The organism is Psychrobacter sp. H27, from assembly GCF_059072655.1.
In genome coordinates, this window is sequence record NZ_JCACRX010000001.1 from 1,717,652 (window position 1) to 1,741,337 (window position 23,686).

At 44.8% G+C, this 23,686-nt stretch carries 21 protein-coding genes; 9 read left to right on the plus strand and 12 right to left on the minus strand.

The features are described from left to right. Positions 1 to 153: 153 nt before the first annotated feature. From urtB to AC5JPY_RS06955, 7 genes are all read left to right on the plus strand, one after another. The gene (gene urtB, locus AC5JPY_RS06925) at positions 154 to 1,791 is read left to right on the plus strand and encodes an urea ABC transporter permease subunit UrtB (protein ID WP_443526819.1); all 1,638 of its coding nucleotides are present in this window, start codon (positions 154 to 156) and stop codon (positions 1,789 to 1,791) included. Between the two features lie 58 nt (positions 1,792 to 1,849). Continuing rightward, positions 1,850 to 2,872 (plus strand): urea ABC transporter permease subunit UrtC, encoded by a 1,023-nt coding sequence (gene urtC, locus AC5JPY_RS06930; protein ID WP_443526820.1) that lies wholly within the window; start codon positions 1,850 to 1,852, stop codon positions 2,870 to 2,872. Then, a complete protein-coding gene (gene urtD, locus AC5JPY_RS06935) occupies positions 2,872 to 3,717 on the plus strand; it encodes an urea ABC transporter ATP-binding protein UrtD (RefSeq protein WP_443526696.1) in 846 nt (281 codons plus the stop codon). Before urtC ends, urtD begins: the two co-directional genes overlap by 1 nt. A gap of 98 nt (positions 3,718 to 3,815) precedes the next feature. Continuing rightward, positions 3,816 to 4,514, plus strand: a complete 699-nt coding sequence (gene urtE / locus AC5JPY_RS06940; protein ID WP_443526698.1) for an urea ABC transporter ATP-binding subunit UrtE — start codon at positions 3,816 to 3,818, stop codon at positions 4,512 to 4,514. A 308-nt stretch (positions 4,515 to 4,822) separates the two neighbouring features. Then, entirely contained in the window at positions 4,823 to 5,707 is an 885-nt protein-coding gene (gene lgt, locus AC5JPY_RS06945) for a prolipoprotein diacylglyceryl transferase (protein ID WP_443526700.1), read from the plus strand. Between the two features lie 151 nt (positions 5,708 to 5,858). Next, positions 5,859 to 6,728: a thymidylate synthase gene (locus AC5JPY_RS06950; protein WP_443526701.1), complete on the plus strand. Its 870-nt coding sequence runs from the start codon at positions 5,859 to 5,861 to the stop codon at positions 6,726 to 6,728. 80 nt (positions 6,729 to 6,808) lie between these two features. Further along, positions 6,809 to 7,390 (plus strand): dihydrofolate reductase, encoded by a 582-nt coding sequence (locus AC5JPY_RS06955; protein WP_443526703.1) that lies wholly within the window; start codon positions 6,809 to 6,811, stop codon positions 7,388 to 7,390. Between the two features lie 465 nt (positions 7,391 to 7,855). Here AC5JPY_RS06955 and uvrC read toward each other — a convergent pair whose 3' ends face one another. After that, positions 7,856 to 9,700 (minus strand): excinuclease ABC subunit UvrC, encoded by a 1,845-nt coding sequence (gene uvrC, locus AC5JPY_RS06960; protein ID WP_443526704.1) that lies wholly within the window; start codon positions 9,698 to 9,700, stop codon positions 7,856 to 7,858. A gap of 269 nt (positions 9,701 to 9,969) precedes the next feature. Beyond that, positions 9,970 to 11,505 (minus strand): DUF3360 family protein, encoded by a 1,536-nt coding sequence (locus AC5JPY_RS06965; protein WP_443526706.1) that lies wholly within the window; start codon positions 11,503 to 11,505, stop codon positions 9,970 to 9,972. A gap of 408 nt (positions 11,506 to 11,913) precedes the next feature. On the opposite strand from AC5JPY_RS06965, the gene AC5JPY_RS06970 reads away from it, so the two are divergent. Next, positions 11,914 to 12,474: a DUF4442 domain-containing protein gene (locus AC5JPY_RS06970; RefSeq protein ID WP_443526708.1), complete on the plus strand. Its 561-nt coding sequence runs from the start codon at positions 11,914 to 11,916 to the stop codon at positions 12,472 to 12,474. A 230-nt stretch (positions 12,475 to 12,704) separates the two neighbouring features. On the opposite strand, the gene rplS is transcribed toward AC5JPY_RS06970, so the two are convergent. From rplS to rpsP, 4 genes are all read right to left on the minus strand, one after another. Then, positions 12,705 to 13,124 (minus strand): 50S ribosomal protein L19, encoded by a 420-nt coding sequence (gene rplS, locus AC5JPY_RS06975; protein WP_290176744.1) that lies wholly within the window; start codon positions 13,122 to 13,124, stop codon positions 12,705 to 12,707. Between the two features lie 205 nt (positions 13,125 to 13,329). After that, entirely contained in the window at positions 13,330 to 14,094 is a 765-nt protein-coding gene (gene trmD / locus AC5JPY_RS06980; protein WP_443526710.1) for a tRNA (guanosine(37)-N1)-methyltransferase TrmD, read from the minus strand. 76 nt (positions 14,095 to 14,170) lie between these two features. Then, on the minus strand, positions 14,171 to 14,704 hold the full coding sequence (gene rimM, locus AC5JPY_RS06985; RefSeq protein ID WP_443526711.1) for a ribosome maturation factor RimM: 534 nt from the start codon (positions 14,702 to 14,704) through the stop codon (positions 14,171 to 14,173). Positions 14,705 to 14,869: 165 nt separating this feature from the next. Continuing rightward, positions 14,870 to 15,139: a 30S ribosomal protein S16 gene (gene rpsP / locus AC5JPY_RS06990; protein WP_021812802.1), complete on the minus strand. Its 270-nt coding sequence runs from the start codon at positions 15,137 to 15,139 to the stop codon at positions 14,870 to 14,872. Positions 15,140 to 15,589: 450 nt separating this feature from the next. Here rpsP and AC5JPY_RS06995 point away from each other — a divergent pair, with 450 nt between their 5' ends. Then, the gene (locus AC5JPY_RS06995; protein WP_443526712.1) at positions 15,590 to 17,071 is read left to right on the plus strand and encodes an ATP-binding protein; all 1,482 of its coding nucleotides are present in this window, start codon (positions 15,590 to 15,592) and stop codon (positions 17,069 to 17,071) included. A gap of 33 nt (positions 17,072 to 17,104) precedes the next feature. Here the strand turns inward: AC5JPY_RS06995 and AC5JPY_RS07000 are convergent, their stop codons facing one another. The 6 genes from AC5JPY_RS07000 to atpG all read right to left on the minus strand — a co-directional run bounded on the left by AC5JPY_RS07000 (position 17,105) and on the right by atpG (position 23,630). Next, positions 17,105 to 17,284, minus strand: coding sequence for a hypothetical protein (locus AC5JPY_RS07000; RefSeq protein WP_443526713.1), 180 nt, complete (start codon positions 17,282 to 17,284; stop codon positions 17,105 to 17,107). Between the two features lie 131 nt (positions 17,285 to 17,415). Next, positions 17,416 to 19,104, minus strand: a complete 1,689-nt coding sequence (locus tag AC5JPY_RS07005; protein ID WP_443526715.1) for an ATP-binding protein — start codon at positions 19,102 to 19,104, stop codon at positions 17,416 to 17,418. A gap of 312 nt (positions 19,105 to 19,416) precedes the next feature. Then, entirely contained in the window at positions 19,417 to 20,133 is a 717-nt protein-coding gene (locus tag AC5JPY_RS07010; RefSeq protein ID WP_058023509.1) for a response regulator, read from the minus strand. Positions 20,134 to 20,745: 612 nt separating this feature from the next. Continuing rightward, positions 20,746 to 21,162: a F0F1 ATP synthase subunit epsilon gene (locus tag AC5JPY_RS07015; RefSeq protein WP_261869167.1), complete on the minus strand. Its 417-nt coding sequence runs from the start codon at positions 21,160 to 21,162 to the stop codon at positions 20,746 to 20,748. Between the two features lie 114 nt (positions 21,163 to 21,276). Continuing rightward, positions 21,277 to 22,710 (minus strand): F0F1 ATP synthase subunit beta, encoded by a 1,434-nt coding sequence (atpD, locus tag AC5JPY_RS07020; protein WP_443526717.1) that lies wholly within the window; start codon positions 22,708 to 22,710, stop codon positions 21,277 to 21,279. A 38-nt stretch (positions 22,711 to 22,748) separates the two neighbouring features. Then, positions 22,749 to 23,630 (minus strand): F0F1 ATP synthase subunit gamma, encoded by an 882-nt coding sequence (gene atpG / locus AC5JPY_RS07025; RefSeq protein ID WP_443526718.1) that lies wholly within the window; start codon positions 23,628 to 23,630, stop codon positions 22,749 to 22,751. Between the last annotated feature and the right edge of the window lie 56 nt (positions 23,631 to 23,686).

Sequence of the window (23,686 nt, forward strand, 5' to 3'; positions counted from 1 at the left end):
TTGCGGCTACTTGCAGTCACCACGTTATTCATAACGACCTTGGCCACCACTGCACATGCTGATCACGGTGACCATGGTAATACAGAACATGCCCATGACCATATGATTAAGGCCACTCAATCTGCGAACACCGTCGCTGCGACATCGGAGTCAATGACCGACGGTAATGACACATTACGCATAAACAATGATCAGTCATTGACCACACCTGCTAATGCCTCAACGCCTGCAAAATCTCCCACTGCTCATCCAGCAACGATTAGCCAAGCAACTGTAGGCGATGCTATTCCCCAATTTGTGGCAGGAGACTTTAGTCAACGCCAAGCCATGCTAAGCAATTGGCCAGGATCGGTTGAGAGTTTGGACAGTTTGGTTGAGTTGATTGCAAATGACGAGCTATACCAAGGCAATGATGGACAGACTTATTTGCTCAATGCAGAGGATCAGCTATTTACCTATCCTGACAAAAAAGAAACGTCAGACTGGCCTAGTGATTTATCACAAATAACGTTGACCAACACATTACGCTCAGCGCTTATTTTTGGACAGGCAAAGGTAAAGCTCGAATCTGATAAGCCAGCTCAGCGCCTGCAAGCGGTGGAGATTTTGGCTAATAACATCGATCAAGTCGATCCAGCCATTATCACAGCAGCAGCCGCAAATGAAGACAATACCAAAGTCAAAAAAGCATTAGCCGCACTACAAGCTCGTATTGACTTCAAAAACGGTGACCTCCCCACTCAGATCGCCGCGGTCAATCTACTCGCCGATAGCGACAGCCCGCAGGTATTGGTTGATATCGAGTCCGCTCTTGCAGCCGATAACGTGGATCCTACGCTCGAAGCAGCGCTAATTGATGCCAGAGATAGCGTGGCACGCCGTATTCAGATAAGCACGTGGACGGGGCATATTTTCACTGGTATGAGTACGGCCAGTATTTTATTGCTAGCAGCGCTTGGTCTTGCAATTACCTTTGGGTTGCTTGGCGTCATTAATATGGCGCACGGTGAGCTGATCATGATTGGCGCTTATACCACCTATATGGTGCAAAACGCATTCCAAGCTTATATGCCAGACATGGCGGGCTGGTACTTGCTTGTTGCTATTCCCGCAGCATTTTTGGTCAGCGCCATCATCGGTATGATTATTGAGCGCATTGTCATTCGTCCGTTATATGGTCGTGAGCTAGAGACACTATTAGCGACCTTTGGCGTGAGTCTGATTCTCATGCAGCTGGTGCGGATGATTTTTGGCGCACAAAACGTTGAAGTCAGTAACGTGGCATGGCTCAGCGGTGCGTATCAAGTGTCCTCAAGCCTAGTACTACCTTATAACCGTATCGCCATTATCGTGTTTACGGTCATCGTCGTGGCGCTACTGGTGTACTTGCTCAACAAGACTCGCTTTGGGTTATTTATACGCGCCGTCACTCAAAACCGTCAAATGGCGCGTGCCGTTGGTATCCCTTCAGCACGCATCGATATGATGGCATTCGGTCTAGGCTCTGGGCTGGCTGGTATGGCAGGTTGTGCACTGGCGCAAGTAGGCAACGTCGGTCCTGATCTGGGTCAGACCTATATCATTGATACGTTTTTAGTCGTCGTTGTGGGCGGTGTCGGACAAGTGTGGGGCGCGGTATTGGCCGCCTTGGGATTGGGTGTCAGTGGCACCGTACTTGAGATTGGTATTGGCGCAGTATTGGCTAAGATTGTGCTGTTGGTTCTTGTGATTCTGTTTATTCAGAAGCGGCCACAAGGTTTATTTGCCCTCAAAGGCCGCTTTGTCGAATAAGGAGAGCTCTATGATACTGACCAAATTACTGTCTGACTCGCGGCGCAGTGCCATTTTAATCGGTTTATGTTTTGCCATACTTTTAATACTCCCTTGGCTACACCTAATGCCAGAGACCTCACCTTTTCATCTCTCAGCTTATTGGATCACGCTTATTGGTAAGATCATGGCACTGGCGATGGTAGCATTAGCACTAGATCTGGTCTGGGGCTATGCTGGCATTCTAAGCTTGGGACATGGTCTATATTTTGCGTTGGGTGGTTATGCGTTTGGTATGTACTTAACGCGTGAGACTGCTGGCAATGGCTTGCCTGATTTTATGCGTTTTCTGAGCTGGACTGAGATGCCATGGTACTGGGCAGGTACGCAGCATTTTTGGTGGGCAGTAGCATTAGTAGTCTTAGTACCAGGACTGATTGCCTTTATCTTTGGTTTTTTTGCCTTTCGCTCCAAGATCAAAGGCGTATATTTCTCCATCATCACCCAAGCAATGGTATATGCTGCAGCGTTGCTATTCTTCCGTAACGAAACAGGCTTCGGTGGTAATAATGGTTTTACTGGTTTCACTACCCTTTTAGGCTACGATATTACGGCTGCCTCAACCCGTGCCGTGCTATGTTTCGTGACTGCTTTGGCACTGCTGGTGTCTTACATGGGTTTGCGTCATTTGATGAACCAGCCTTATGGACGCGTACTGGGTGCGATTCGCGATAGCGAAAACCGCTTGCAGTATTTGGGTTATCGTACCCTATGGTACAAGCTATCCGCTTGGGTATTGTCCGCTGTCATTGCTGGTATCGCAGGCGCGCTCTATGTGCCGCAAGTCGGTATTATCAACCCGAGTGAAATGAACCCTGTGAACTCAATCGAGATGGCAGTCTGGGTCGCGACTGGCGGCCGAGGAAGTTTGATCGGTGCGATTTTGGGAACGGGTGTGGTGAATGCGGTCAAAACCTACTTTACAGTCGCTTACCCTGAGTTTTGGCTATTGATATTAGGCGGGCTATTCGTCGTAGTCACCTTGTTTTTACCCAATGGCATTATGGGCTTGTTTGACCGATTCAAAAAGGAGAAACAATAATGCTAAGTGATAAACCATCAACGACTGAGCAGCTTATCAATGAGTATGGGCGTACTCATGGCGGTACGGGACGCAGTCATCCTAAGCCATCAGGCGTCGATTTTAGCCACGGTATTGCGCTATACCTAGAAGATGTGAGCGTTTGGTTTGATTCATTTCGAGCACTCAACAATCTCTCACTCTATATCGAAGAGGGCGAGCTACGCTGTATTATTGGTCCCAATGGTGCAGGTAAAACCACGCTGATGGATGTCATCACTGGTAAGACCCGCCCTACTGACGGTAGTGTATTTTTTGGTCAAACGCATAACCTTGCTAGCCTATCTACCGAAGAAATCGCTGAAGCAGGTATCGGTCGTAAGTTTCAAAAGCCCACCGTATTTGAAAATTTTAATGTCATGGATAATTTACTACTTGCGGCGCCAAAAGATAAGCGCGTTGCTAAAAGCTTATTTAACAAACTCGATGCCGATACTCGCGACACACTCGATGCTACTCTTGAACAAATTCGTTTGACCGACAAAACCAACAAACCTGCCGGGCTGCTCTCTCACGGTCAAAAGCAATGGCTAGAGATTGGCATGCTGCTGATGCAGAGCCCCAAGCTTATTTTGCTCGATGAGCCAGTAGCAGGCATGACCGATGCCGAAACCGAGCATACAGCAGAGCTATGTCTACGACTAAAGAAAAATCATACTCTAGTGGTGGTTGAGCATGACATGACTTTTATCGATGCTATCAGTGAAAAAGTCACAGTATTGGCACAAGGGGCGATATTAGCCGAAGGTACTTTGGCGGAAGTGCAAGCCAATGAAGCGGTTATTGAGTCCTATTTGGGCCGATAATTGGTCAATAGCTAGAGTGATGATCAAGTGTATCTCGAGTAAATACACGGCTAGACAATATAGACATCAGAAAACAATGTAGAGGTTAGGAGACCGTCATGTTACAAGTCAATGGCATCAATCAATATTACGGCGGCAGTCATATTTTACGAGACGTCTCGTTCACAGCACCTATAGGCGCGTGCAGCGTGGTACTTGGGCGTAATGGCGTGGGCAAAACCACGCTGCTCAAATGCTTAATGGGTATATTGCCGATCAAATCAGGGCAAATCTTACTCAACGATAAAGACATCAGTAAGATGTCACCAGAGCAGCGTGTCCGAGCAGGTTTGGCCTATGTACCGCAAGGTCGCGATATCTTTTCGACACTGACGGTAGAAGAAAATATCTTGATTGGTATGGCAAAATTCTCACGCAGTAAAGCCAAGCAAGTACCCAAGCATTTATATGATATCTTTCCAGTGCTCGATGAGATGAAGCATCGTCGCGGCGGTGATCTGTCTGGTGGCCAGCAGCAGCAGCTTGCTATCGCTCGTGCGCTCGCCTCCGAGCCATCAGTATTGATCTTGGATGAGCCAACCGAAGGTATACAGCCGTCTATTATCAAAGATATCGGCCGCGTGCTTCGCGACTTAGCAGACAAGGGTGATATGGCGATTGTGTTGGTCGAGCAGTTCTATGAGTTTGCCGAAGAGCTCGCTGATAACTATACAGTGCTATCACGGGGCAAGGTTGTGTCTCAAGGTGCAGGCGACACCATGGTCGACAACAACGTACAAGAACTGGTGGCTATCTAATTGTTTCAATCCTATCTACTTGGTAGTGGGCATCTTTTATGCGCTAAGAACGCCATACTTTTCTTAGACTGTCCACTATCAAGAACCTCCTATGGTCACCTCAACCCCTTCTTCTATCACTGCGGCTATATCTGAGATCTAACGCTCCTTATCTCTCACACCTCTTGCCTAGCACTCTATCAACGACCCTCAACACCAATAGTAAATCTCCTAGCGCCCCCTAACTGGCGTCATAGCAATTATGTATGCTGGGCGCATGAAATTTGCTATTATAGTCAGCACTTTATTATCAATATTATGACACTCTTATGACGATTCACCCTCAGTACGATCCTGTCGCTTTAGCACTGGGACCTGTCGAAGTCCACTGGTATGGGCTGATGTATTTACTGGCATTTGCTGCCGCTTATGGCCTGGCATGGTATCGCAGTACCAAGCGTGAGGGCTGGACGACAGATATGGTCTCAGACTTAGTGTTCTTTGGCGCACTTGGCGTTATCTTAGGCGGCCGTGTCGGTTATGTGTTGTTTTATCAATTTAGCGAGCTGCTACAAAACCCTGCCTACTTGTTCAAAGTCTGGGAAGGCGGTATGTCATTCCATGGCGGTCTGATCGGTGTGATGCTAGGTATGCTGTACTTTGCTCGCAAGTATAAAAAGACACCGTTTCAAGTGCTTGATTTTATCGTACCCTGCGTACCGACGGGTTTGCTGTTTGGTCGCATCGGTAACTATATCAACGGCGAGCTATGGGGCCGCGTCTCTGATGGTGGCTATAACTGGCTCACCTACTTTCCCCAAGCGGCTGGGTTTGATATGCAGCAGCTACAGGCCAATCCGGCACTGCAAGACGTTATGACTGAGGTCAATGGTCAGTACCTACTACCTCGTCATCCGTCACAGCTATACGAGGCCTTTGCCGAAGGTCTGCTATTGTTCTTATTCCTGTGGTGGTATTCATCAAAACCCCGTCCACGCATGGCGGTGACTGGTGTCTTTATGCTGGGCTATGGCTTGAGCCGTTTCATCATTGAGTTCTTCCGTCAGCCAGACGTTGATCAAGGGTTTATCTTGCTCGGTTGGATGACCAAAGGTCAGATATTGAGCGCACCGATGATTATTATTGGTCTGTTTTTGATCGGTTACGCTTACAAGCGCGGCATCTACGACTGGGGCAAACAAGCGGCTTACTAAGGCTGTGCTCCCAGTAGAGTGATGGATAACTTGAATAATAGGGTAAATGGTCGCAGCACCTACCCTAGCAATACTTTTCATAATGACAGCGGCGGTATCGGTTATTTGACTAGTCGGTAGCTACTGTCAGCAGTAACTAAAGAGCATTTTTATGATCAATGGTAACCACAGTAATAACGAGCAAGCGTATCTTGATTTGCTACGCCACGTCTTAGACAACGGTACCGAAAAAGGTGATCGTACGGGTACGGGTACGCTGAGTCACTTTGGTGCGCAGTTGCGTTTTGACTTAGCAGAAGGTTTTCCACTGCTAACCACCAAAAAGGTTCACTTCAAATCTATTGCTTACGAACTGCTATGGTTTTTGAGTGGTAGCACTCATGTTCAGTACCTACAAGACAATGGAGTGCGCATTTGGAATGAGTGGGCAATAGCGGAGCAAACCGCACGCTTCAATCGTCCCGAAGGTGATCTTGGCCCAGTATATGGTCATCAATGGCGCAACTATGGCGCGACCAAAAATGAAGACGCCAGTTATAATTCTGATGGCGTCGATCAAATTGCACAAGTGGTCGAACAAATAAAAACCAATCCTAACTCGCGCCGCTTGATTGTTTCAGGTTGGAATCCAGGTGAGGCAGAGCAAGTAGCACTGCCCCCTTGTCATACGTTGTTTCAGTTCTTTGTGGCAGACGGCAAACTCTCTTGTCAGCTGTATCAGCGTTCGGCTGATTTATTTTTGGGTGTGCCATTCAATATCGCCAGCTATGCGTTATTGACTCACATGGTGGCACAGGTTTGCGGTCTGGATGTCGGTGAGTTCGTCTGGACAGGTGGTGATTGCCATATCTATCAAAACCACCGCGAGCAAGCTGAGTTGCAACTGACACGTTCGCTTTATAAGCTGCCAACACTGTCTTTGAATACGGATATCACAGATATATTTGCGTTTAAATATGAAGATATTAGCGTCAATGACTACGAGTCGCACCCTGCTATCAAGGCAAAAGTTGCTGTATAGAGCTGGTCTTAGTACCCGCTCTACGTAAGATCAAAATTTAGAAATATAAACGTTTAAAAATATAGTATAAAGGACACATTATGAGCTATGCCCACACTGAAGTCGCCCAGATCGCTGCCATAAGTAGCAATCGTTGTATCGGTAAAGACAATAAACTACCGTGGCACATCTCGGCAGATCTGCAACATTTCAAAAAAATGACCACACGCGATCCGCAAAATACTGCATCTAGTAGTGATATGCAGGGCATCGTTATCATGGGCCGTAAAACATTTGAGTCAATGGATAGCAAGCCACTACCCAAACGTGTGTGCTTCATCATCTCTACCCGGATGGACTATGCAGAGCAGCAAGGGCTAGTCGGACATGACCACGTGCATGTGGTTCATAATTTGGACGATGCACTCACTCACGCGGCAAGTTTGGCACATGGGCTACACCTAGATACGATTTGGGTGATTGGCGGTGAGCGTGTATTCAGTGAAGCGCTGATGTATACCGATCGTATTGAACTGACCCACGTAGATACTGATATTACCGATGGTGATGCGTTCTATCCTGAGTTACCTGCTCGTTTCAACGTAGCAGAAGAGTCTGAGCAGATGCATGATGAAAAAAGTGATTTAAACTTTAAATTTACGACTTATAAAGTAGAAGCCTAACGTCAGTTAGTCTTCTATTCTACTTAAAAGCATATAACGTAAGAGGAGAAATCAAATATGGAAAATTAAAAAAGCCCAGCAACGCTAATTGCTGAGCTTAAAAAACATTTAAATAAGACAACCGTGGAGCTAGGCTCCATTGTTAGCATATTGCAAATATTTTATATACCTGTCGGAAGGTCCATATATTTTATAGCAAATGCTAATAAACGTCTACGTCTCCATTGTTGTGAAATTATCATCATAATCATGGAGGTCATAATGGCCATTCAATGCGGTTATCCTAAAGCTGTGCACGTACGTTGGTACTGGAGATATAGATTTAATCGCTGGGAACACGTTTGCGAGCATTGTCGCAGTTACCCGAATCAACAGTTGAGTTTTGATTTTTAATAATTAAAACTTTCTAATATTAAAAAGACAAAATCCTAATGGATTTTGTCTTTTTCTATGCAATGAACAAAATTACTCGTGCAGTACTTTATAGACTGTTTTTGCGAGTACAGGTCCAATTCCCTGCACACCTGCCAGCTCTTGCTGTGACGCGCCAAGCAACTGCTGCATACCGCCGAAGTGGTTAAGCAAATCGCGGCGGCGCTTTTCACCAAGCCCCGGTATAACTTCTAACACCGATGAGGAGCGGCGCTTATCGCGTTTTTTACGGTGCGCAGTAATGGCAAACCGGTGCGCCTCATCACGAATATGCATCAATAAATGTAGCGCCTTGCTATCCATCGGCAGATCTAACGGCTCATGATCGATGAAATGTAGCACCTCAAGTCCCGCTTTGCGTCCCTCGCCCTTTGCCACACTGATAAGCAAGGTATCACCTAGGATACCCAATTCTGTTAGCACTTCTTTTGCGATACCAAGCTGTCCTTTCCCGCCGTCAACCAGCAATAGATCAGGCAATGGCTGCTTTTTGTAGCGTCTGGTCAGCACTTGCTTCATGGCGGCATAGTCATCACCGCCTTGGATATCATGAATAGCATACTGACGGTAATCTCGCTTACGTGCGCCGCCTTGATCAAACACCACACAGCTACCAATGGTCGCCTCACCCATCGTATGAGAGATATCAAAACACTCGATACGGTCAACGGTGCGGTCTGTCACATCAGCCAGTACGTCCTTTAGTGCACCAAAGCGCGCATGCAGCTCTAGATAATCTCCCAACTTGGTTTTTAGCGCATTACTGGTGTTGAGCGTTGCCAAATCCAGCCATTCTGAGCGATGCTCGCGCACATTGGTCTTAATGGTTACTTTACTGCCAAAATGCGTTGCCAGTGCTTCGCTCACTGCCACCTGATCTGGTATCTCATGACTCAAGATAATCTCGGCTGGTAGGTCATCGGTCACCTGAAAGTAAAATGATGTGATAAAAGCCGATAGATTATCTGCTAGCGACTCACTACTATCCACATCGGGGAAGTAGTTTTTGCCGCCTAACACGCGGCCACCGCGTACGGTCAGTATGTTGACGCAGGTCATGCCAGCCTGACTGGCAATCGCGATTACATCAGCCTCGCCTTGTACCGTATAGACTGCTTGTCTTGCCTGCACTTCGCGTAACATGGACAGCTGATCACGATAAAACACCGCCTTTTCAAAATCTAGCGCTTCAGCAGCCCCTTCCATTTTTTCAATTAGCGTACTATGAATATCACCCGAGTCACCTTTCAAAAACCGAATGGTATTATTCACATCTTCCGCATATTCCTCTGGCGATACCAGACCGACACAGGGCGCACGGCAACGCTTAATCTGATACTCAAGACAAGGGCGCTGACGCTGCTTAAAAAAAGTATTGGTACATTGACGCATTTGAAACATTTTCTGCATCAATACCAGCGTTTCTTTTGCGGCGTGGGCGGATGGGAATGGGCCAAAAAAACGACCTTTTTGATGGTTGCCTTTGCCGCGTCCATACGCCAAACGTGGATAAGGCTTATCGGCTGAGATAAACACATAGAGGTATGATTTATCATCACGCAGCAGGACATTATAGGGTGGGCGATGTTCTTTGATGAGGTTTTGTTCGAGCAGTAGTGCCTCGGTCTCACTACGCGTGATAATGGTCTCAATATTATGAATCCGAGCCACCAATGCGCGCGTCTTTGGATGATCAATCGTCTTGGCAAAGTAACTGTTCACACGGCTTTTTAGCGACTTAGCTTTACCCACATATAAAATATCACCGTTTTTTCCCAGCATCTTATACACCCCTGGCAAGTTTGGCAGGCGTTTGATGAGATGTTTGAGGCGGGCTTTTTCATCATCGACAGGGCTTGTTTCTGAGACGTTGACCATAGACTTTTTTGCTCTTAAAACCTTAATTGATATAGCCAGTTATGGGGCGGGAATGCTCATTTTACAAGCGAGTAGATCGTGTATGATGACTCACAAAAAAGCCAGCTTGATGCTGACTTCGTATGATTTATCTTATTTTAAGGTATGTTGACCGTTCAACTATGGCACTGATAGAGACAATTTTTTGACGATTCAAGGTAAAAATAGTGAGTATAGTCAGTCTATGCTTATCAATGAAGCGACAAAAAGAGTCATGTCCCCTGCTTTTATTATTGGCGGAAGCTTGCCATCAATGCTGGGATGCCAGGCAGCATACCAACGATAGCCATTACCCCTGTCAGCACCACAAACATAATGCCTGGTATGATCCAGCGGCTCATTTTAGATAAGCCCGCACTGCGCTCTTTAGAGCCAATTAAGCCTAAATTATCGAGCAGTAATGTGAGCGACCAACCAAAAGCGGGATTGACCAGTGCAGAAGCAAACACCACGATAGCAGCAGACTGCGTGGTCTTTCCTTCGCGCGTCATCTCCATGCCCGCTTCTAGCAATGGGATAAACACCCCTACGATCAATGCCACACACATCACAGGCTGCCAGATGGCCAAATCCATCGGATAACCCCAAACCCCTGCGATAACACAGAATAGTGCTGTCAATAACGCACCAGCCGGAATCGGACGCTTCGCAATCGCTGCTGGGACAATGTATGTGCCCCACGACGACGCAAAGTTGGCACCGCCCAGCACCGAACCCACTACTTGACGAAACGACGCACTGGTCATCGTATCATCAATGTCCATAAGTACTTTTTCAGTTCGTTTGGGATAGCTGATTTTTTGAAACACTTGATGACCCAAAAAATCTGGCGACCACATAGCAACGGCTAGGATGGCAAATGGTAGAACTACGATAAAGCTTTCAATCGTGGGCAGACCCAACATCCACCCTGTGTTTTCACCCCACCAATACATTGGATTCATGTTTGGTAGACCTGGCGCGGTCTGAAACTCAAAAGGCGCGCCCAATGCAAATGCAAGACCGCCGCCCAGTACGCAGCTAAGCGGTACCGCAAGCCAGCGCTTTTGCCAATGCTCAAGTAAGGCATATAGCAAGATAGTCGCCAGAATAATAAAGAAAGCAATGTGCGTCATACCAATACTTTCTGACCATGCAAAGAGATTTTTGACCTGCGATGTCGTACCAATAAACCCTAAGTAAATAAGTAGACCACCACAGACGCCTTTACTGGTCAAGTTGGCCAGCAAACTCCCCCCTTTACTGATAGCAAGGAGTAGACCAAAAGCACCGATAAGCAAACCAAATGCCATAGGGTGACCACCAGCGGCCACAACAATAGGAATCAATGGAATGAGTGGACCATGAGTACCAGCCAGGTTGGCTGTCGGTAATAAGAAACCAGAAAACAAGATAATGAAGAACGAAACAATCAATAGCTCATAGCGTACGTTTTCTAGAACAAAAGCATCGCCCAACCCTAGTGGTCCTGCAAACGTTGCGGCAATAGCACCCACCATAACTACTTTGCCAATCGTTGCTGCCATCGCTGGGATCGTATCTTCATACTCAAAACGATAATCTCGAAACGGCAAATTAGGTCGCCAGCGCTTCGGCTGCATGATCTGTAATTCATGGTTCAGATAAGCATCGCGATTATCAAAGCTTGAGCTTGGCTTATGTAATTCTGGATAGCTACCCTCTCTGTTACTGTCATTATTATTGTCATGATCGGATAGGTTCGGCGTCGGATTAGACCCCGGAGAAGGGGTCTGAGGGTTACTCATCACATTTCCTTGTGTGGATTACGTCTTTTATGGTTGCTAATACTCTGATCAAGTACTGAGTAGATCAATGTGTCCATCGCAAACTGCAAACTATTGTATGCTATGCATTGGTGAAATGCGACCCAAAACTCATGTAAAGATACTGTGTGTCTCACTATAATACATAAATGAAAGTTTGCATTTGTAATGGTACAAAGCCCAATAGAACTTTGTAGATGCGCTATATTGACAATATATAAGTGCATACCAAATAAATATATTGTTTTTTTGGTTACGCTTTAGAGCTAGCGAGCGTAGCCATTTTTCACTATGATAAATATTTTTTGACGATCTTCACCTGATAGTCAATACCGAAAAACAGTACTACTGGTAATATCAAAAAATTGAAAAAAGCAACAGGATAGAGCTATGAGTGTATTTCCCGCTAATTTTGAGACTTTAAAGCGTCGAGCAAAACAAAGTATCATGCCATTACTGACACCGCACCTTTTAAAGCTGCGACTCAATACTTATGCTCCATACATTGGCGCAGGTATCAAAATCGACCATATCAGCCTCGATCAGGGATTATGTGTGGTCAGCATGGGACTGACCACGCTAAACAAAAACATCGTCGGTACTCAATTTGGTGGTAGCTTATATTCGATGGTTGACCCCTTCTACATGCTCATGCTGATGCATCAACTGGGTAGCAACTACGTGGTATGGGACAAAAGCTCAAGTATTGACTTTGTCGCGCCCGGCAATAGCAAAGTCACTGCACGCATGAAAATACCCAGCTCAGAAGTCATTACCATTCAAGAACTGGCAAAAGATGGTGACGCTGTATTCCGCGAATATAAAGTCGACATCGTCGATGATCAACAAAAACTCATCGCTACCGTCACTAAGACGTTATATATCCGACTGCGAAAATACAGTAAGTCTAAAGAGCAAGTCAGCCGAATTGAAACACCTGACCCTGAATAACTACTGATTGTTAGTCTTAGGTTGATGATTGATGGTTGATAAAATCTACATTTATAATGGCACACATACAAAAACCCCAATCTAGCATACGCATAGATTGGGGTTTCGTCTTTTTTGGTATGGCCCGCTTATTTATAAATAAACCTATGAATAAGGGCTTGTATCTACTATTACCTTATCTTGAGTCAACCCTAAAATAATACGATCAACTCAAAACGGCAAACTTGTGCTTAAATACCAGGTGCGGTATCAACGGCATCAGGTACGCCAGCATCAGTCTTTTTCTGAGCTGGACGTGGCGCAAGTTTTTCGCGGATACGTGCTGATTTACCAGAACGCTCACGTAAGTAGTACAGTTTCGCACGGCGAACAGCACCGCGGCGTTTCACTTCAATGCTATCAATGATTGGTGAATGCAACTGGAATGCACGCTCAACACCAACGCCGCTTGAGATTTTACGTACGGTAAACGCTGAGTTTAGACCGCGGTTACGCTTAGCAATTACAACGCCTTCAAAAGCCTGTAAACGCTCACGCTCACCTTCACGTACTTTTACTTGTACCACAACGGTATCGCCGGGTGCAAAGCTTGGGCGCTCAATCAATTGAGCATTTTCGATGACCTGAACCAATGGATGCTTGTTGCTCATGAGAGTTATCTCCTCACATTAGATAATAGAGGCTTGACGCATATCACCTGTTTGTAATAATTAATTATATCTCTTTATAGTGAGACACAACGTAAATGGGTTATAACCAACGGCCACTATGTGATGACTCGTTTTATTATTGCTCAAAATTCTGTCTTTTAACTGTTTATCAAGCTTAAAAGCGATAAAACTAGATTTTGAAAATCTACTTTTTATCTACTTTTGCCAGTGCTTTTAGCCACTTCGCTTGCTCTGCCGTTGGGGTAAACGCTTGCCACAAATCTGGACGACGCGTTTGCGTACGACTGACTTGCTGAGCAAAACGCCACTTGGCGATATTGGCATGGTGACCTGATAGTAATACTTCAGGAACTGCCATGCCGGCAAACTCATGTGGCTTAGTATAATGTGGACAGTCAAGCAAGCCATCGACGAACGAGTCTTGCTCTGCTGACTTGTCATCACCCATGATATCAGGTAGACGACGTATTACACTATCCATCAGCACCATCGCTGGTAGCTCACCACCAGTCAACACATAATCACCTAATGACACTTCCATATCGACATACTGTGACAGCAGACGCTCATCGATACCTTCATAACGACCGCATAATAAAATCATGCCATCGTAATCAGTCATACCGACTACGCTACTCTCACTAAGCGTCTGTCCTTGTGGCGACATATAGATCACCGGACAGTGCTCGCTATCGATACGGCAGCCATGCTGACTGGCGCGCAAACGGGCATCCTCGATGGCTTTCGATAATGGCTCAGCCATCATCACCATCCCAGGACCGCCACCATAAGGGCGCTCATCAATACGGCGATAGTTATCAGTGGTATAATCACGTGGATTAATGCATTCAATCGTAACTTGCTCTTGAGTCACTGCCCGTCCCGTGATTCCAAACTCACGAATCGTGGCAAACATCTCAGGAAAAATACTAATTACGGCAAAATACATCTGATGTCTACTTACATTGAGGCTAAAACAATCGGTGTAAATATCAATAACGTCTAACTAAAAGCTAGAATCGATATTAATAATCACTCGGCCATGCCACAAGTACTGTCTTTTCAGTCATATTGACCTCTATTACAGTTTGCTTGTGCCATGGAACTAGGCGCTCTTCATTATCCAAACTGTCTGAATTGGCCGCTACGCGCATGATGTCATGGGCACCGGTTTCAAACATTTCAGTGATATTGCCTAGATACTCATCCTGCTCGTTCATCACGCGCAGACTGACCAAATCCGACCAATAATATTCGTCTTCAGCTGTTTCAGGCAAGACGTTTTGTTCGACCCAAACGGTAACACCGTTCATAGTCTCAGCAACATTACGATCAGGAATCTGCTCAAATTGAGCCACAATTCCTGTTCCTTGCTCACGCCAAGCTTTCACAGTCAAAGGTTTCATACCAGTGGCAGTTTTCATCCACCACGGCTTCATATCGAATATCGCTGTACGATCATCCGTATCACTGAATACCCATAGCCAACCTTTGATGCCGTAAGGCTTCTTAAGCTGACCGATTTTCATAAGGGCACTAGCGTTTGGAATGGATGACATAGCAGCTAACCTAACAATGATTACAACAGCAATTGCAAAAACAATTGTGTCAAAAGCGATAAACAGTTAATGGCGCACCCTGGTCAGACCAGTTACGCTATGTATTCTAAAGTCTACTGAATCAACTTGTAGTTAGACTATAAGTGGCTCAGTAACAGCAAAAACTTAAGCAGTTGCTTCAGTTTGTGCGGCAGACTTGTTGTAAGCTTTTGCTAATGAAGCAACGCGATCTGAAGGTTGTGCACCTTTTGCGATCCACGCATTGTACGCTTCCATGTTTAGGCGTACTGCTTCTTCAGACTCTTTAGCGAGTGGGTTAAAAAAGCCGATGTTTTCAATATAGCGACCGTCACGCGCGCGGCGTTGATCAGCAACAACTACTTGATAAAATGGGCGTTTCTTGGCACCGCCCCGTGCTAAACGAATAACAACCATGTGAATTCTCTCTTTCGCAGGTATACCAAAAAGGGCATAATTATATCACAGTCTTTATTTGTTGAAAACATAAACTGTGCATATTTAATTATTTATTAACAATAGCTTAAATACCAGTCTGTGTAAAATATAATTGTCGATAGGCGTTTTTTAAATGCGCACAGTAGCCACTTCATACAAACAAATTAATTACGTATCAAACTGTCTTTAAACCAAACTAGGCATCAAGCGAATTATGCATAAGTGATTTTATTTTGATCTTAAGTATTTAATGGTTATCCTTGGTGAGTACTATAAAGGTACTATTCATTGGATGTGGTATTCTATGATTATTGTAGCTTGCTTGGTTTTACACATACTCAAGGTATCAGTTGGACTTTCTTAGCCGCGGTACAGCGGTTTAACCCCAGACCAAACCCAACACAGTATCTCTCAATCTGCTGGATTTATATGATCACACCAAACTCAAAGCCACGTCGCAAAGGTTGGCTACCAAGCTCTTACTCCAACACTTGGCTGACGACCTTGATGGTCTCTTTTATTGTTCTTATCAGTGTGGGTTTGTCAATTCTATTTTTTTGGCGCAGTCTATATCTACCAGAGCTCAAAAATCACGCCCGTTATTTGACGAGTGAGCTGCGCTTAATCAATAGCGTTAATAAAGACTGGCAGTACCGCCCTGATATCCGTCAGTGGGTTTATCAGCATTCTCACGTCGTCGTCGTCAACAATCCCAGTGATTTCCCTGAAGTTGCTGATAAGGCGTTTGTCGGTTTCTTTACTGACGTGCTTCAGCGTGAGATTGGTGCACAGCTGGGTCGACCTGTCGAAGTGTACTTTAAATTTAAGCCAACGCCGCAGCTTTGGGTACAGGACAGCCGCGACGACAGTTTTTGGATTCGTGAGCCAGTAGTTTACTATTCACAGTACAGTCCGACATTGCTCGTACTGTTCTTGATTGGGTTGCCGATATTATCCCTACTGACCATTATTTTGCTTGCACGGCAACTCAATCGCCCGTTACGTTATTTGCAGCGTGCAGCGACCAATTACATTCGTTTAGGACACGCTACCACTTTACCTACGCAAAAGGGCCCTACTGAGATACGTCAAGTAAATATGGCTTTTAACCGTCTGTTTACGACATTAAACCAAGCGCAAAAAGAACGGACAATTATGCTTGCTGGTATCTCACACGACTTGCGTACGCCATTGACTCGTATGCGTTTGACTGCCGAGATGCTGCCAGATGATTTCTTTCGTGAAGGGTTGATTTACGATATTGAAGACATGGATGCCATTTTGGAGCAGTTCATCTCGTTTATGAAAGACGGCTCTGATGAGCCCGTCAGCCTAACCAATTTGGATACGATATTTAATGAAATCATGGTGCAATTTGCTCCGATGAAATTTATATATCAATCAGAGTGTAATAAGGTCGTTCCGGTGCGCCCCTTATCTATCAAACGTCTGATTATCAATCTCATCAACAATGCCAATCGCTATGGTAAACCACCGATTTATCTTTCAGCCACAGTAATACCTACGTTTATAGAAACGGCTCCAGAAGAAGATAGCGATGTGGTCAGTGAGAACGTAGTCACCCAAGAGGCGCAAGAGCAATTGATGATTTGTGTGCGGGACTGCGGTAACGGGGTAGCAGAGGATCAGTTAGAGCGGATTATGCAACCGTTTGAGCGTGGGGAGACCGCACGTACGACGCAAGGTAGTGGGTTAGGACTGGCTATCGTCGATCGTATCGCAAGGTTACATCACGGTACGGTGGAGGCCATTAACCATCCTGATGGCGGGCTACAAGTATGCGTACGCATACCCCTACTCTCCAAAGTTACTGGAGATAATACCATCGCAGCTGATACGGTCGATACCTCTGCAACCGAGAATGCTACAGCAAATAAAGAAACGCGATAAAACTGTCGCCCATATATATCGAGTGACAGCCGCTCAGTCTCTTGTACCAATAATAGGCGGGAGATACTCAGCACCATTGGTGAAGGTGAGTGGCTGCGTCATTTCCTCTTGTGCTGCCTTCAGCGTTTGGGTCGTTAAAGGCTGCTTTAAGAACAAATGATAACCCAATGTTATTGCGTTCAACAGCACTAGCCCTCCAAATAAATATGGCATCCTTTGCCCTCCTATATTATCAAGCTATTTTAGAAATATATGGTAAACGCATCATCTCATTACCAAAATGTCTGTAATCAAACCTGTTTAACCATAGTTCTTGTATTGCTCAACATGGTTACGAGGAGCAATTATTTAGTATCAAAATCGCGTTCGCTTCTCTCTTGCGTCAACTCATCAGCAGCAAGAATCTGGGTCAGCGGTTTGATAGGCCACGTCATCACAAATCTCGCGCCACCAAGCGTATGGCTTTCATCGACTTTCATACTACCATTAAACCAAAAAGCAATGCGCGATACAATTGATAAGCCTAAGCCATAACCACCAGACGCCCGTGTACGACTGTCATCTAAACGTGAAAACGGTATAAATACTTTTTCGCGATCCGCTTCAGAAATACCATGTCCATCATCCTCTACACTGACAAACGCATTGCCTTTTTTGACGCCTGCACTAACGATGATGGTCGTCTCAGCGTAACGCAAAGCATTTCCCGCAAGATTCTGAATCACGCGGTGCAAATAGCGGCGATCTGCAATGGCAGTGACTTTTGCACTTGGTAAATTAGTCACGATTTTAATTGGTTTACCCAATGCATTGGTCTCACGCTCGATTTGCTCAAGTAGCTCTTTGAGATTTACTGGCTCCAAATCTAATTTTGGCGAGCCTTCCTCAAGCTTAGCATAAGTCAAAATCTCATCAATCAGCCCATTAAGTGATTCAATATCTTCATCGATATAATCACGTTGCATGAAGCGCGAGTCCTCATCGTCAGTATCAGCAAGCATATCTACGGCAAACCGAATACGTGCCACTGGCGTCCGAAGCTCGTGTGATACTGCTCGCGTCAGCTCTCGTTGCGACTCAATCAAACGCTTGATATGTGACGTCATGGCATTAAATGTCGCTGACAGACGCGCAATCTCATCTTGCCCAATGACCTGTACTTGAATATCAAGATTGCCTTTACTGACTTCGTTGACACCTACTTGAATCAGCTGTAGCTTACGCTCAAGCGGGAAAATAAGCGCATAAACACCCAAACTGATTAAGAACATACTAATCAGAATCATACTGATGATTAGGTTAAGTGGGAACCAGTTGAACAACGGCACAGGACCAATCAATATCGCCATATCATTGATTTCAGACGGTACCACTACTCTAATAGATGAGTTGCTTTTGCTGCTATTAGTATCTTGCAATGAGATAACCACTTCGTCACGGCGCAAACGCGACATCTGATCTGAATCCAAATCGAGCGTATTGACAGCAGTAAACGCTAAAGGAAAAGAAAATTTCTCCTCTAACTCTGCTAGACGCGCACGCTTATCAGACAAGGTCATCTGATAGGACAAATCATCCAGTAAAAATATTGCGATAGCTCGTACTTGCTGCTCTGTGACTTGCGATATTCGCGCGGTCAACACGTTCTCATTGTCTGGCAGACGATAATACACATCTGCATAGACAGGTTGGCTCATATAACGAACCACTGTGGCATCGTTCTTAAAGCGTCTTAATTCACTGGCAGTAAAGTCTACCTCATCGATAGGGACAATCTTAAACGTTGAACCAAATAGACTACTGGCATCAGACAGCCAATACTCACGATCTTCTTTAGTATCTTGATGAGAGATGCCTTCACTTACTAAATGAAACGCCCCCATCGCCATACTCTCGCGATAGGACTGCACGCGTTCCTTATTGATGGTGTCCATCAATAACTGCGCAAACAATGCTACGCATAAACAGACTATAAGCAGTCCAGCATAGATACGAACAAAAATACTGTGTTTTAAAGAAGAGACTAATGACATACGTGCCGTGACCAACTTAATAGATAGAGAGTGCCGATATCATTCGCTACATAGTGAGCGCCATATACTGATATCGAGTATTATCAAATAGAGATAGACTTTGACTAATGCAGTCTAATTAATCTGCAATAATCGCCCAAATATAGATACAAGTCACCCATATTCGATCAGTGTCTATAATAATGGGTTAATTAAACCACATAACACTGCATTTAAGTTCAAAAGTTAAAATTTAGCCACAAAAAAACCAGCAAAGATGCTGGTTTTTTTCGAAAATGACTAATAATTAATCACTACGTAGATGCAGTAATCTTAGTTGCCTTCTTTCACAAACAGATAACCTTTACTACGTACGGTTTTGATACGCTTTGGATTTTCTGGATCATCACCGATTTTTGGACGAATACGTGAAATACGCACATCAATTGAACGATCCTGACCATCATACTCAATACCACGTAGACGCTCAAAGATATCTTCACGAGATAAAATGCGACCTGCGTTAGAAGCAAGTAACCACAATAGATCATATTCAGCGCTAGTAAAATCAACCAGCTCATCACCTAGATTGACTGAGCGACCACCGTTGTCAATGACTAACTCGCCAAACTCTAAACGCTGCGGCACATCTTCTGATGGTGCGTTTTCTGAACGACGTAATAAAGCACGGATACGAGCGAGCAATACGCGCGGCTGAGCAGGTTTGGCGACATAATCATCAGCACCCATCTCTAGACCCAATACTTGATCCATATCTTCGGTACGCGCAGTCAGCATCAAAATAGGATTTTGATAGTGCGGGCGAACTTCACGGCAAACTGTCAATCCGTCGCTACCAGGTAGCATGACATCAAGTACGACCATATCTGGTTGTTCATTGACAATGCGGCGAATAGCACGGTTACCGTCAGTTTCAATTGCCACTTCTAAACCATTTTTGACCAAGTAATCTTGAGTCAACATGGCCAGACGCTCATCATCTTCAACAATCAGGATTCGGGGGGTGTTGTCTTCTTCAGTCGTTGTCATTGTTATATCCTCTAATACATCTAATTTAAAAGCAGTAAAAGTAAGAGCGGTAAAATTAATAGCACCATAAAGCGGTACAATTGATGTTCGTATAGCTGTTACAAACTTGGTAGCACAGTATACTATTAAACCTACAGCTTCCTATACTATAGCTGATAGTCGTTAACAAAACCTATAAACTACCTCTAATAAAACTTTAGTTTGCGTCCAAGAATAATCCTACCTATCTCAATAATAGGCAGTAATTTAGTTTTCGTTAAATACTTACGACCAGAGCGCATCTTAATAACCAATGTTAGTGTCTTACATCGCACAGACGCACCACAGTATCACTCCATACTTACGATATTTCATAGTCTAATATAACCACATATCACCCTTACTGCTAGTGGCATTTTAAGGAAATTCAATATTATCTTGTTCTCAAACGATAATTAACGGAGGCTCATAAAATACTTATCTGTCCAAACACTGATATAAGTAAAAGTAGCAGCCATAGCATTGGCAAATTCAAACTGACAGACATAAAAAAGCAGCCCATATAATGGACTGCTTTCTGTCTTCAACTACACTGTTAGCTTCAGATTATTATCTATAACTAACAGTGATAAATTACACGCGATTTTTGTACTTGCGAATAGTCTGTAGCTGTCCTACTGACTCTGCAAGTGAGGCTAAAGCTGCATTAGTCTGTAGTGTATCAGACTGGTTTACTAGCATTTGCTCAGCTTTCTTGCGAGCTTCGACAATCTTACTTTCATCAAGATTGCTTGCACGCATAGCGGTGTCAGCCAATACGGTAACCATCTTAGGTTGTACTTCTAATACACCACCTGAGACATAAATTATTTCTTCTTCACCGTTTGGTGTTTGCACTCGCATTGCACCTGGCTTTAACAAAGTAATAAGCGGTGTGTGACCTGGCAATACACCAATCTCGCCTTCGGTACCAGTAGCTATTAACATGCTAATTTCGCCTGAATACAACTCTTCACGAGCACTTACGACGCGACATTGTAACGTTGCCATACTTAATTCCTTACCATCAAAGCGCGATCAAAAAACAGTAAAACTGCGATGCGTTACTGAAGAGTAGATACAAGAGTTATGTTGTATCTACTCATTAGCTCATGCTCATACAGCTTACGCTGCAGAAGACTTCATTTTTTCAGCTTTAGCGACAACTTCATCGATGCTACCAGCCATGTAGAATGCCTGTTCTGGTAGGTCATCGTATTCACCAGCGATGATTGCTTTGAAGCTAGCAATAGTATCGCGTAATGGTACGTATTTACCAGGTGCACCAGTGAAGACTTCAGCAACGTGGAATGGCTGAGACAAGAAGCGCTGAATCTTACGAGCACGATAAACAACCAGTTTATCTTCTTCTGATAACTCGTCCATACCCAAGATAGCGATGATGTCTTTAAGCTCTTTATAACGCTGTAGAACTTCCTGAACACCACGAGCAACATTGTAATGCTCTTCGCCGATCACTTGTGGATCTAGCTGACGTGACGTTGAATCGAGTGGATCAACCGCAGGATAGATACCTTGTGATGCGATATCACGGCTTAGTACGACCGTTGCATCCAAGTGAGCAAACGTTGTAGCAGGTGATGGATCAGTCAAATCATCCGCTGGTACATATACCGCCTGAACTGACGTGATAGAACCTGACTGAGTTGACGTAATACGCTCTTGCAGCATACCCATCTCTTCAGCTAGTGTTGGCTGATAACCAACCGCTGATGGCATACGACCAAGCAGGGCTGATACTTCTGTACCGGCTAGTGTATAGCGATAGATGTTATCAACAAACAATAATACGTCACGACCTTTGCCAGTGGCAGGATCTTTGGTATCACGGAAGTACTCAGCCATAGTCAAACCAGACAGTGCAACACGTAAACGGTTACCCGGTGGCTCATTCATCTGGCCATATACCATTGCTACTTTAGACTTACTAAAGTCTTCAGTGTTTACAACGCCAGCTTCCTGCATTTCGTGATAGAAATCGTTACCTTCACGAGTACGCTCACCGACGCCCGCAAATACTGACAAACCTTCATGTTTTAGAGCGATGTTGTTGATCAGCTCCATCATGTTAACGGTTTTACCAACACCAGCACCACCAAATAGACCAACTTTACCACCTTTAGCGAACGGGCAAAGTAGATCAATAACTTTAATACCAGTCTCTAGCAGCTCAGTGCTGTTTGACTGATCCGCGTAGCTTGGCGCTTCACGGTGGATAGACCATTTTTCGTCAGCAGCAACAGGACCTTCTTCATCGATAGGACGACCAAGAACATCCATGATGCGACCTAGCGTACCAGTACCTACAGGCACAGAAATCGGTGCACCAGTGTTGGTAACAGGTAGGTTACGCTTTAAGCCTTCGGTTGAACCCATTGCAATAGTACGTACAATACCATCACCCAGCTGTTGCTGTACTTCTAGGGTGGTTTCGGTACCATCTACTTGCAAGGCATCAAAAATCTGAGGAACTTCATTACGGTTGAACTCAACGTCAAGAACCGCGCCAATAATCTGTACAATACGACCGCTACTCATTGCGTTCTCCTTGAACTTCTATATATAGGTGTAGTCAATTATGAAACAGCAGCAGCACCGCCAACGATTTCCGAGATTTCTCGGGTAATCGCCGCTTGACGCAGCTTGTTATAAACCAACTGTAAATCGTTAATAAGGTCACCAGCATTATCTGTTGCCGCTTTCATCGCAACCATACGTGAAGACTGCTCAGAGGCAATGTTTTCCATTACCGCTTGATAAACAATCGACTCAATATAGCGACCAAGCAATTCATCAATCAATGTCTTGATATCAGGCTCGTAGATATAATCCCAGCTAAGTTCTGTCTGTAGACCACTGTCTTCATCATCAAATGACTGCTCTGGTAGAGGAACCAACTGATTGACCGTTGGTTTCTGAGTCATCGCATTGACGAATCGGTTATAGACCACATAGATACGGTCAATATTGCCGTTACTATAGTCTTCAAGCATCGCTTGAACTGGTGCATTCAACTGCTCAAACGTTGGTTTATCGCCATAATCGGTCACAGCCGATGTGACTTTACCACCAAAATTTTTGAAGAAGCTCACACCTTTGGCACCGATGACTGCAAACTCAGCTTGTACTGACTGATCTTGATAATCTTGGATACTTTTAGATAAAGCTTTGAATAGGTTAATATTCAAGCCACCCGCTAGGCCACGGTCAGAGGTAATGACGATATAGCCAACCTTATTGACTGGACGCGATACCATATACGGATGTTTGTAGTCTGATGAGGCATGCACCAAATGTGAAATAACCCGGCGCATACTATCAGCATACGGGCGACCCACTTCCATGCGCTCTTGAGCACGGCGCATCTTACTTGCCGCTACCATTTGCATAGCACGAGTAATTTTCTGGGTGCTTTTAATACTGGTGACTTTGGCACGTATCTCTTTTAAGCTTGCCATAATGATTCCAATATAAGAGGGTTAAAAAGCATTGGCGCATGCGACAATCATTTGAT